Genomic DNA, 10339 nt, shown 5'->3' on the forward strand with positions numbered 1-10339 from the left:
TCTTTTGACTTTGCCTTTGGCAAAGAAGGGATTCGCGCCTGAAGGCGCTCCTACAGGGCTGGGCTATTCGGCGTCGCGGAAGTCTTTGGCTTTTGCAGCCAGCAGGGCGCGGGCCAGGCGGTCGGGCAGGTACTTCGACAGGCCGGCGATAAGCTTGTTCGAGCGGCCGGTGACGATGCGGGCGCGGCCTGATTCCACCGCATCCACGCCCTGGCGGGCGACTTCCGCGCTGGTCAGCCAGATGCCCTTTGGCAGTTTGGAAACCTTGTCGCGCATGCCGTTGACGTCGTGGAACTCGGTGTAGGTCATGCCCGGGCACAGCGCCGTGACGTAAACGCCGCGGCTGCGCGACTCCTGGTCCAGCGTTTCCGAAAAGCGGATCAGCCAGGCCTTGCTGGCGCCGTAGAGCGTATGCCCGGCCGACGAAGGCACCAGGCCGGCCAGCGAAGCGACGTTGAGGATCCGGCCGCGCCCGGCCGCTTCCATTGCCGGCAGGTAGAGGTGGCTCAGGTGCGCCACCGCCGTCATCAGGACCTGGATCGAATCGGCGTGGGTTTTCCAGTCCACGCTGAGGTAGCGTCCGGGCACGCCGAAACCGGCGTTGTTGACCAGCGTGTCCACGAAGATGCCCCGGGCCTGGGTCTGTTCGAACAACGACGCGGGCGCCGCCGGGTCGGCCAGGTCCGCGGCCAGCACCACGCAGGGCACCTGCGCCGACAGCTCCGCCGCCAGCGCCTCGAGCCGTTCGACCCGCCGCGCGGTCAGCACCAGCGGTTTTCCGCGGCGGGCATATTCGCGGGCGATATCGGCACCGATGCCGCTGGAGGCGCCCGTGACCAGGGCGTGGGGCAGGGATGACGACATGGGCTTGGCTCCGGGTGGTTTCGCGCCATTATCACCCCGCCTGCGCGGTAATCGTGGCCGTACGCCAAAGGCGAAGGGCCACAGGGGGCCGCATGATCATTGGTAGGACGGCGCGCACGCGCCTGGCCACGGCCGTGTTCGCGGTCGCTTTCGCGTGGGCAGCGCAAACGACGGCGGGTGAACTGCAGGTGCAGGTGATGGCCGACGGCGCACCGCTGGAAGGCGCCGTGGTCAGCCTGCATGGCGCGGCCGACCCGGTGCCGGGCAGGGCGGTCATGGACCAGCGCAACACCGCTTTCGAGCCGGGCGTGCTGGTCATCGAGGCCGGCACCGCGGTCAGCTTCCCGAACAGCGACACCGTGCGCCACCAGGTCTATTCCTTCTCGCCGGCCAAACCTTTCGAGCTGCCGCTGTATTCGGGCACGCCGCCCGAGCCGGTGGTGTTCTCGCAGCCGGGCGTGGTGGTGGTCGGCTGCAACATCCACGACTGGATGATCGGCTGGATCGTCGTGCTCGATACCCCGCACCACGCCCGCAGCGGCGCCGACGGCGTGGTTCGCCTGCAGGTGCCCGATGGCGATTACCGGCTGCAGACCTGGCATCCGCGTCTGGCCGGCGAGCCGCTGCAGCAGCCGGTGACGGTACCCGGCGCGCAGGTTTCGCTGGCCCTGGGACTCGGCCCGCCGCCGCCCGAACGCCGCGGCAGTGATCGCCTGCGCGCCCTGCAGGACCGCCTGCGCAGCCTGCGCAAGGACGACTGATGCAGCTGCGCCTGCACGGCCGCATCGTCGCGCTGCTGATCGGCCTGGTCCTGGCCGCGCAGCTGGCGACGTTCGCCGTCGTGCACCTGGCCACCGACCGCAGCGTGCGGGCCCAGCTTTCCGATGACCTGGCGGTGGGCGAACGCGTCTGGCGTCGTTTCCACGAAGCCCGCGGCGAACAGCTGCTGGAAACCGCGCTGGTGCTGGCCGACGACTTCGGTTTGAAGGCCGCCGTCGCCAGCGGCGACCCGGCCACCGTGGAATCGGCCCTGCGCAACCACGCCAGCCGCGTCGGCGCCGACGCGGCGGTGATGCTGGGCCCCGACGGCCGCTGGCTGGCCGGTCTGCAGGGCGAATCGCCGGGCTGGCAAGGCCAGTCGCTCGCCGTCGCCGTGGCAAGCGCCGAAGCCGAAGGGTTTTCGCTGACCGTGCTGCCCGTGGACGGCCGCCTCTACCAGATGGCCCTTATCCCGGTGATGGCCCCGAACCGCATCGGCTGGGTGGGCATCGGCACGGCCGTTGATTCGGACTACGCCAGTGATTTCCGCGCGCTGACCGGCCTGGACGCCAGCTTCGCGCGCGCCGGGGCCGGCGGCCTGGACGTGTTCGCCAGCAGCCTGCCCGGGCCGGCGCGGGCCGCCCTGGCCCGTCTGCCGCCCGGCCAGCTGCCCACCGGCGAAGCGGTGCGCGACGTCGCCCTGGGCGAGGAACACTGGTTCGTGCTGCCGCTGGCGATGTCGGGCAGCGGCGAGCCGCCCGTGCGGGTGCTGCTGCAGGGGTCGCTGGACCAGGCGATGGCGCCGTATGCATCGCTCAAGACCCGCATCCTGTGGCTGTCGGGATTGGCGGCCACGCTGGCCCTGCTGGTCGCGGGTTTCCTTGGCCGCGGCATCAGCCGGCCGGTGGTCGAGCTGGCCGAAGCCGCCCAGCGTGTCCAGGACGGCGACTACAGCCAGCCGATCGTGGTGCGCGGCCAGGACGAAATCGGCCGGCTGGCCTCGGCCTTCGGCCACATGCAGCAGGGCATCGCCGCGCGCGAGCAGCGCATCCTGCACCAGGCCCACCACGACGCCCTGACCGGCCTGCCCAACCGCAGCCTGGCGCGCCAGCGCCTCGACGAAGCCCTGGGCTCCGGCCGGGCGGCGGTGCTGATGCTGGACCTGGACCGGTTCAAGGAAATCAACGACACGCTCGGCCACGGTTTCGGCGACCAGGTGCTGGAAGAAGTTGGCAAGCGCCTGCGCCAGGCCGTACGCCCCGGTGACCTGGTTGCGCGCCTGGGCGGCGATGAATTCATGGTGCTGATGCACGACGTCGACGCCGATTTCGCCGAGGCCCGCGCACGCGTGCTGCTCGACCAGCTGCGCAAGCCGCTGGACCTGCCCAGCACCCGCATCAACCTCGACGCCAGCCTGGGCCTGGCCCTGCACCCCGAACACGGCAACGACGCCCAGACCCTGCTGCGCCGGGCCGACATCGCGCTCTACGACGCCAAGGAGAACCGCAGCGGCGTGGCCGTTTACCGCGAGGGCAGGGACGAAGTGCACCTGCGCCAGCTGGCCCTGGTCGGTGATCTGCGCCAGTCGATCACCCGCGACCAGCTGAGCCTTCGCTTCCAGCCCAAGGTGGACCTGGCCACGCGCAAGGTCGCGCACGTCGAAGCCCTGCTGCGCTGGACCCACCACGCGCTGGGCCCGGTGTCGCCGGAGGAGTTCATCCCGCTGGCCGAACGTTCGGGGTTCGTGCAGGAAATAACCCGCTTCGTGCTCGACACGGCCCTGGCCCAGAACGCCCGCTGGCGCGCCCAGGGCGTGGACCTTGGCGTGGCGGTGAATCTTTCGGCCATGGACCTGATGGACGCCGACCTGCCCGACTTCGTCCAGAGCTGCCTGCGCCAGCACCAGGTGCCGCCGCCGCGGCTGATCCTGGAGGTCACCGAAGGCGCGCTGATGCGCGACGTCGAATACGCCATCCGCATGCTGCACCGCCTGCGCGCGAGCGGCGTGCGGTTGTCGATCGACGACTTCGGCACCGGCTATTCCTCGCTGGCCCAGCTCAAGCGCATGCCGGTGGACGAACTCAAGATCGACAAGAGTTTCGTGATGCAGATGACCGAAGAAAGCGACGACGCGGTGATCGTGCGTTCGACCATCGAACTGGGCCACAACATGGGCCTGAAGGTGATCGCCGAGGGCGTGGAAACCGACGTCAGCCTGGGCCTGCTGCAGCGTTACCGCTGCGACATGGTGCAGGGTTATTTCTTCAGCCCGCCGCTGGAGGCGGGACCGCTGCTGGAATGGTGCCGGCGATATTCGGAGGCCAGGGCATGAAGTCCCTGCTGGCCTTGATGGCGCTCGCCATGGCCCTGCCGGCCGGCGCACTGGCCCGCGACGGCCGCCTGCTGGCCACCGGCGGCGCCAGCCAGTTGGAAGGTTCGGCCGGCGGCGGCATCGTGCCCTGGGCCGTGCTGGCCGGGTACGGCACGAAGGACCAGGACGGCGGCACGGCCTTCGCCACCCGCGTGGACACCGGCGATTACGCGCTCGACGCCTACGGCGTGGCCTACACCTTCCGAAACCGGCTGGAGCTGTCGCTGGCCCGCCAGCGTTTCGACCTGGGCGAACTGCAGCGCCGGCTTTCGCTGCCCTGGAACGCGCTCGAACAGGACATCTTCGGCGCCAAAGTGCGCCTGGGCGGCGACCTGGTCTACACGGCCTGGCCGCAGATCAGCCTGGGCGTGCAGCACAAGCGCCTGCGCGACGGCGCCCTGCCGCTGGCCATCGGTGCCCGCGACGACCAGGGCACCGATGTCTACCTGAGCGCCAGCAAGCTGTTCCTGGCCGGCCCGGGCGGGCGCCAGCTGCTGCTCAACGGCACCCTGCGTTCGACCCGCGCCAACCAGATGGGGCTGCTGGGCCACGGCGGCGACCGCGACGGCGGCCGGTCCCTGGTGTTCGAAGGCAGCGCCGCGCTGGTGCTGGACCCGCGCTGGGTGGTCGGCGTGGAATACCGCCAGAAACCCGACAACCTGGGATTCGCCGGCGAAGACGCCTGGATGGACGCCTTCGTAGCCTGGTTCCCGAACAAACACGTCGCCGTGGTCGCCGCCTGGGCCGACCTGGGCAGCATCGCCACCCTGGACGGCCAGCGCGGCGCCTATCTTTCCCTGCAGCTGAGCTACTGAGGTGCAAGCCATGGCCAAGCGAGCGCGCCTGCTGACCGCCCTGGCCCTGGCCGGGCTGCTGGCCGCCTGCGCCGCCAATCCGCCGCGGGCCGGGCTTTACCAGCAGTTCGGCGGCCAGGCCGGGGTCGAGGCCCTGGTCGAGGAGTTCCTGGTGCGCCTGCTCGAAGATCCGCGCATCAACGCCCAATTTGCCGAAACCGACCTGGTGAACCTCAACGACCGCCTGGTCGAACAGTTCTGCGTGGAGCTGGGCGGCCCCTGCACCTACACCGGTCGCGACATGGCTCAGTCCCACGCCGGGCTGGGCATCACCGAGGCCGACTTCAACGCCCTGGTCGAGGACCTGGTGGACGCGATGGACGCCCGCGGCATCCCGCGCGCGGCCCAGAACCGGCTGCTGGCGCGGCTGGCGCCCATGCACGGGGACATCGTCAGCCCCTGACCGGGCGCGCTAAACTGGCGGTCTTGTCCGCAGGAGATTGCGCATGCGCCCCAGGATCGTCGCCGGCAACTGGAAATTGAATGGCAGCCGCAGCTTCGCCAGGGAACTGCTTGACGCGGTGGTGGCCGCGCCGCGGGCCCCGGGCGTCGAGCTGGTGGTGATGCCGCCCGTGCCCTACCTGGGCGAACTGGCCACGCAGTACGGCGATAAAGGCCTGGTTTTCGGCGCCCAGGACCTGGGCGTGAACGAGCAGGGCGCCTACACCGGCGAAATTTCCGGCGCCATGCTGCGTGATGTTGGCGCCCGCTACGTGCTGGTGGGCCACTCCGAGCGCCGCCAGTACCACGGTGAAAGCCCGCAGGACGTGGCGGAAAAGTTCGTCGCCGCCCGCAAGGCCGGCCTGGTGCCGGTGCTGTGCGTGGGCGAAACCCTGAACCAGCGCGAGGCCGGCCACACCGAGTACGCGCTGGAGAAACAGCTGGGCCCGGTGGTCGAGCTGGCCGGCATCGCCGCTTTCGAGGGCGCCGTGCTGGCCTACGAGCCGGTCTGGGCCATTGGCACCGGCCGCACGGCCTCCAAGGAGCAGGCCCAGGAGGTCCACGCCTTCATCCGTGGCGAACTGGCGGCCCACGATGCTAGAATCGCCGGCTCGCTGCCCATCCTTTATGGCGGCAGCGTCAAGCCCGCCAACGCGGCCGAGCTGTTCTCGCAGCCCGACGTCGATGGCGGCCTGATCGGGGGCGCGTCCCTCGTGGCCCAGGATTTCCTGGCAATCGCCGCCGCGGCGGCGAGGTAACGGAAGAACATGCTGCTCACCATCGTCAGTGTCATCTACGTGCTGGTCGCGATCGCCATGATCGTGCTCATCCTCATGCAGCGCGGCTCCGGCGCCGCCGCGGGCTCGGGCTTCGGCGCGGGCGCGTCGGCCACCGTCTTCGGTGCGCGCGGATCGGCCAATTTCCTGTCCACCGCCACCAAATGGCTGGCCGTGGTCTTCTTCGGCCTGAGCCTGGGCATGGCGTGGTATGCCACCCACGGCGGTCGTCCGACGGCCGAACCGATGGAAGACATCGGCGCCATGTCCGACGTCCCGGCCGCGCCGGCACCGGCGGGCGAACTGCCGGCCAGCGAAGTTCCCGCCAGCGACCTGCCGCCCGACGCTTCGGTGCCGGCGGCCAGCGACGCCGCTCCGGCGGCTGCCGACGTTCCGGCCGCCGCGGACGCCGCGCCGGCTGAAGCCGAAGCCGCCGAGCCGGTGGCCGGTGATGACGCGGAAAACACCCGCGGCGACTGATCCGCTGGTACAATCTTCGGCCTTCGATCCGGTCGCCGGAGCGAAGGCACACCTGCCCAGGTGGCGGAATTGGTAGACGCACTACCTTGAGGTGGTAGCGACGAGAGTCGTAGGGGTTCGAGTCCCCTCTTGGGCACCAATTGAACAACGGGCTGCCGCCCGGCACATGACTGGAGCGGCGGCCCTGACGCGCCCAAGGGCGCCAAGGTGAGGAAGCGCGCGTGCTGGGCGAATATCTGCCGATCCTTCTGTTTCTGTTCGTCTCGACCGGCCTGGGCATCGTCCTGCTGATCGCCGGCTGGGCCCTGGGCCCCAAGCGCCCTGACGCCGAGAAACTGTCGCCCTACGAGTGCGGCTTCGAAGCCTTCGAAGACGCGCGCATGCAGTTCGACGTGCGTTATTACCTGATCGCCATCCAGTTCATCATCTTCGACCTGGAAATCGCGTTCGTCTTCCCGTGGGCGGTCAACTTCCGCAACCTCGGCATCGTCGGCCTCACCGAGATGGGCATCTTCATCGGCCTGCTGGTGCTTGGCTTCGTTTACGTCTGGAAGAAGGGAGCGCTCGAATGGGAGTGATCCAGTCCGTTTCGAACGTGATGCACAACCCGATCCCGGAAGGGCGGGTTGACGACATCCTGCGTCCCGAAGGCGACAACCCGCTGCTCGAGCGGGGATTCGTCACCACGTCCGTGGACACCCTGGTCAACTGGGCGCGCACCGGTTCGATGTGGCCGATGACCTTCGGCCTGGCCTGCTGCGCGGTCGAGATGATGCACGCCGGCGCCTCGCGCCTGGACCTCGACCGCTACGGCGTCATCTTCCGCCCGTCGCCGCGCCAGTCCGACGTCATGATCGTCGCCGGCACCCTGGTCAACAAGATGGCCCCGGCGCTGCGCAAGGTCTACGACCAGATGCCCGAGCCCAAGTGGGTCATCTCGATGGGCAGCTGCGCCAACGGCGGCGGCTACTACCACTATTCGTATTCGGTGGTGCGCGGCTGCGACCGCGTGGTGCCGGTGGACGTGTACGTGCCGGGCTGCCCGCCGACTGCGGAAGCGCTTATCTACGGCATCCTGCAGCTGCAGAAGAAGATCCGCCGAACCAACACCATCGCCCGCTAAGGACCCAGCCGACGCCATGGTCGAACCCACCACGAGCTTCATCGAGCGCCTCAAGGCGCGCCTGCAGGACAAGCTTGTGTCCGTGCACGAGGCGCTGGGCGAAACGACGGTCGAAATCATGCCCGAAGCCTGGGACGCGGCGGCGCGCATCCTGCGCGACGACCCGGAGCTGGGCTTCGAGCAGCTGATCGACCTGTGCGGCGTCGACTACCTGGGCTACGGCGACGACGAGTGGGACACCGACGACGTGTCCTCCGAAGGTTTCTCTCGCGGCGTCGAAGGCGCCGCCGGCCCGGGCCGCTTCGACTGGGAACACCGCCCGCGCGGCAATGGCCCCGAGCGCCGCTTCGCCACGGTGGCGCACCTGCAGTCGGTGCGCCACAACCGCCGGCCGGTGGTGCCCTCGCTGGTCGAGGTCTGGCCGGTCGCGAACTGGTTCGAGCGTGAGTGCTTCGACCTGTTCGGCATCATCTTCGAAGGCCATCCGGACCTGCGCCGCATCCTCACCGACTACGGTTTCGTCGGCCATCCGTTCCGCAAGGACTTCCCGCTGATCGGCAACGTCGAGGTCCGCTACGACGCCGAGCGCAAGCGCGTGGTCTACGAACCCGTTTCGATCGAGCCGCGCGTGCTCGTGCCGCGCGTGGTGCGCGAAGACTCGCGCTGGCAGCAGGCCGCTTCCGAGCAGCCGAGCAAGGACTGACCGGCCATGACCCAGGAAATCCGCAACTACACCCTCAACTTCGGCCCCCAGCATCCGGCCGCGCACGGCGTGCTGCGCCTGGTGCTGGAGATGGACGGCGAAGTGGTTCAGCGCGCCGACCCGCACATCGGCCTGCTGCATCGCGGTACCGAAAAGCTGGCCGAGTCCAAGCCCTACAACCAGTCCATCGGTTACATGGACCGCCTGGACTACGTTTCGATGATGTGCAACGAGCACGCCTACGTGCGCGCCATCGAAAAGCTGATGCAGATCGACGTGCCGCTGCGCGCCGAATACATCCGCACCATGTTCGACGAAATCACCCGCATCCTGAACCACCTGATGTGGGTTGGCTCGAACGGCCTCGATCTTGGCGCGATGGCGGTGTTCCTGTACGCCTTCCGCGAACGCGAAGAGCTGATGGACTGCTACGAGGCGGTGTCGGGCGCGCGCATGCACGCCACCTACTACCGCCCCGGCGGCGTCGCCCGCGACCTGCCGGATGCCATGCCCAAGTACCGCGAATCGCCGTGGCGCAAGGGCAGCGAACTCAAGCGCGTCAACGAATGGCGCGAAGGCTCGATGCTCGACTTCCTCGACGCCTTCACCGACGACTTCCCGCGCCGCGTCGACGAGTACGAAACCCTGCTCACCGACAACCGCATCTGGAAGCAGCGCACCGTCGGAATCGGCGTGGTGCCGGTCGAGAAGGCCCTGGCCTGGGGCATGACCGGCCCGATGCTGCGTGGTTCCGGCCTGGCCTGGGACCTGCGCAAGAAACAGCCCTACGCCGCCTACGACAAGGTCGATTTCGACATCCCGGTGGGCGTGCAGGGCGACTGCTACGACCGCTACCTGGTGCGCATGGAAGAAATGCGCCAGTCCAACCGCATCATCAAGCAGTGCGTGCAGTGGCTGCGGGCCAACCCCGGCCCGGTGATGGTGCGCAACTTCAAGGTCGCGCCGCCGCGCCGCGCCGAGATGAAGGACGACATGGAAGCGCTGATCCACCACTTCAAGCTCTTCACCGAAGGCTATTCCGTGCCGGCCGGCGAAGCCTACGCCGCGGTGGAAGCCCCGAAGGGCGAGTTCGGCGCCTATATCGTTTCCGACGGCGCCAACAAGCCTTTCCGCCTGAAGCTGCGCGCGCCGGGTTTCGCCCATCTCTCGTCCATGGACGCGATCGTGCGCGGCCACATGCTGCCCGACGTCGTCGCCATGATCGGCACCTACGACGTCGTGTTCGGCGAGATCGATCGCTAAGGACTGCCTGACCGATGAAAGCCACCGGAAATTTCGCCGCCTGCCAGGATGTCGACCCCATGGTCGCCCTGACCGACGCCACGCGCGCGCACATCGACCACTGGGTCGCCAAGTTCCCGCCCGACCGCAAGCGTTCGGCCGTGATCCAGGGCCTGATGGCCACGCAGGAACAGAACGGCGGCTGGCTCAGCGACGAACTGATCGCCGCCACCGCCAAGTACCTCGACATCCCGCCGGTGTGGGCCTACGAGGTCGCGAGCTTCTATTCGATGTTCGACCTGCAGCCGGTCGGCCGGCACAAGGTCGCCATCTGCACCAACATCAGCTGCTGGCTCAATGGCGCCGAGGACATCGTGCGCCACTGCGAAGGCAAGCTGGGCATCAAACACGGCGAGTCCACGCCGGACGGCCGCATCTTCCTGAAGATCGAGGAAGAGTGCCTGGCCGCCTGCGCCGGCGCCCCGATGATGGTCGTGGACGGCCATTACCACGAGAAGCTGACCACCGAGCAGGTGGACAAGCTGCTCGACGGACTGGAGTGATCTGAGGACATGGCACACCATTCCCACTATTCCGAGGGCTACGGCCCGGTAGGCCCGGCGCCGCAGGAGCACAACGTCGTCTACACGACGCTGCACTTCGACAAGCCGTGGTCCTACGAGAACTACCTCAAGACCGGCGGTTATTCCGCCTGGCGCAAGATCC

General features: G+C 68.6%; 12 protein-coding genes, 1 tRNA gene and 1 pseudogene. 13 read left to right on the top strand and 1 reads right to left on the bottom strand.

All coding sequences use genetic code 11. The features are described 5' to 3' along the window. Positions 1–63: 63 nt before the first annotated feature. Positions 64–864: an SDR family NAD(P)-dependent oxidoreductase gene (locus AACZ35_RS08895; RefSeq protein ID WP_339828311.1), complete on the bottom strand. Its 801-nt coding sequence runs from the start codon at positions 862–864 to the stop codon at positions 64–66. Positions 865–956: 92 nt separating this feature from the next. On the opposite strand from AACZ35_RS08895, the gene AACZ35_RS08900 reads away from it, so the two are divergent. The 13 genes and pseudogenes from AACZ35_RS08900 to AACZ35_RS08960 form a co-directional block, all read left to right on the top strand. After that, a complete protein-coding gene (locus AACZ35_RS08900; RefSeq protein WP_339828312.1) occupies positions 957–1625 on the top strand; it encodes a methylamine utilization protein in 669 nt (222 codons plus the stop codon). Beyond that, positions 1622–3955 carry an EAL domain-containing protein gene (locus AACZ35_RS08905; RefSeq protein WP_339828323.1) on the top strand — a complete coding sequence of 778 codons (2334 nt, stop codon included), beginning with the start codon at positions 1622–1624 and terminating at the stop codon, positions 3953–3955. Before AACZ35_RS08900 ends, AACZ35_RS08905 begins: the two co-directional genes overlap by 4 nt. Beyond that, complete coding sequence (locus tag AACZ35_RS08910; protein ID WP_339828313.1) at positions 3952–4809, top strand: DUF3034 family protein; 858 nt, start codon at positions 3952–3954, stop codon at positions 4807–4809. The genes AACZ35_RS08905 and AACZ35_RS08910 overlap by 4 nt, the downstream gene beginning before the upstream one ends. Positions 4810–4819: 10 nt before the next feature. Next, positions 4820–5251 carry a group 1 truncated hemoglobin gene (locus AACZ35_RS08915; protein ID WP_339828314.1) on the top strand — a complete coding sequence of 144 codons (432 nt, stop codon included), beginning with the start codon at positions 4820–4822 and terminating at the stop codon, positions 5249–5251. 43 nt (positions 5252–5294) lie between these two features. After that, the gene (tpiA, locus tag AACZ35_RS08920; protein ID WP_339828315.1) at positions 5295–6047 is read left to right on the top strand and encodes a triose-phosphate isomerase; all 753 of its coding nucleotides are present in this window, start codon (positions 5295–5297) and stop codon (positions 6045–6047) included. Between the two features lie 9 nt (positions 6048–6056). Beyond that, a complete protein-coding gene (gene secG / locus AACZ35_RS08925; RefSeq protein ID WP_339828317.1) occupies positions 6057–6545 on the top strand; it encodes a preprotein translocase subunit SecG in 489 nt (162 codons plus the stop codon). Between the two features lie 54 nt (positions 6546–6599). Continuing rightward, positions 6600–6684: transfer RNA gene (locus AACZ35_RS08930), tRNA-Leu, on the top strand. Between the two features lie 82 nt (positions 6685–6766). Continuing rightward, positions 6767–7123 carry an NADH-quinone oxidoreductase subunit A gene (locus AACZ35_RS08935; protein WP_339828318.1) on the top strand — a complete coding sequence of 119 codons (357 nt, stop codon included), beginning with the start codon at positions 6767–6769 and terminating at the stop codon, positions 7121–7123. Continuing rightward, positions 7114–7668, top strand: coding sequence for an NADH-quinone oxidoreductase subunit B (locus AACZ35_RS08940; RefSeq protein ID WP_188662598.1), 555 nt, complete (start codon positions 7114–7116; stop codon positions 7666–7668). The genes AACZ35_RS08935 and AACZ35_RS08940 overlap by 10 nt, the downstream gene beginning before the upstream one ends. 16 nt (positions 7669–7684) lie before the next feature. Beyond that, positions 7685–8371: an NADH-quinone oxidoreductase subunit C gene (locus tag AACZ35_RS08945; protein ID WP_339828319.1), complete on the top strand. Its 687-nt coding sequence runs from the start codon at positions 7685–7687 to the stop codon at positions 8369–8371. Between the two features lie 6 nt (positions 8372–8377). Continuing rightward, positions 8378–9634 (top strand): NADH-quinone oxidoreductase subunit D, encoded by a 1257-nt coding sequence (locus tag AACZ35_RS08950; protein WP_339828320.1) that lies wholly within the window; start codon positions 8378–8380, stop codon positions 9632–9634. A gap of 14 nt (positions 9635–9648) precedes the next feature. After that, the gene (gene nuoE / locus AACZ35_RS08955; RefSeq protein WP_339828321.1) at positions 9649–10176 is read left to right on the top strand and encodes an NADH-quinone oxidoreductase subunit NuoE; all 528 of its coding nucleotides are present in this window, start codon (positions 9649–9651) and stop codon (positions 10174–10176) included. Positions 10177–10185: 9 nt separating this feature from the next. After that, positions 10186–10339: pseudogene (locus AACZ35_RS08960) on the top strand (NADH-quinone oxidoreductase subunit F); the annotation flags it as partial.

This window comes from uncultured Arenimonas sp., from assembly GCF_963976025.1.
Taxonomy (GTDB): domain Bacteria; phylum Pseudomonadota; class Gammaproteobacteria; order Xanthomonadales; family Xanthomonadaceae; genus Arenimonas.

Bases quoted from the DNA above. Each gene is read 5' to 3' on its own strand.
- AACZ35_RS08945 (WP_339828319.1), top strand. From the start codon at position 7,685: ATGGTCGAACCCACCACGAGCTTCATCGAGCGCCTCAAGGCGCGCCTG.
- AACZ35_RS08895 (WP_339828311.1), bottom strand. From the start codon at position 864: ATGTCGTCATCCCTGCCCCACGCCCTGGTCACGGGCGCCTCCAGCGGC.
- nuoE (WP_339828321.1), top strand. From the start codon at position 9,649: ATGAAAGCCACCGGAAATTTCGCCGCCTGCCAGGATGTCGACCCCATG.
- AACZ35_RS08910 (WP_339828313.1), top strand. From the start codon at position 3,952: ATGAAGTCCCTGCTGGCCTTGATGGCGCTCGCCATGGCCCTGCCGGCC.
- AACZ35_RS08950 (WP_339828320.1), top strand. From the start codon at position 8,378: ATGACCCAGGAAATCCGCAACTACACCCTCAACTTCGGCCCCCAGCAT.
- AACZ35_RS08940 (WP_188662598.1), top strand. From the start codon at position 7,114: ATGGGAGTGATCCAGTCCGTTTCGAACGTGATGCACAACCCGATCCCG.
- secG (WP_339828317.1), top strand. From the start codon at position 6,057: ATGCTGCTCACCATCGTCAGTGTCATCTACGTGCTGGTCGCGATCGCC.
- AACZ35_RS08915 (WP_339828314.1), top strand. From the start codon at position 4,820: ATGGCCAAGCGAGCGCGCCTGCTGACCGCCCTGGCCCTGGCCGGGCTG.
- AACZ35_RS08900 (WP_339828312.1), top strand. From the start codon at position 957: ATGATCATTGGTAGGACGGCGCGCACGCGCCTGGCCACGGCCGTGTTC.
- tpiA (WP_339828315.1), top strand. From the start codon at position 5,295: ATGCGCCCCAGGATCGTCGCCGGCAACTGGAAATTGAATGGCAGCCGC.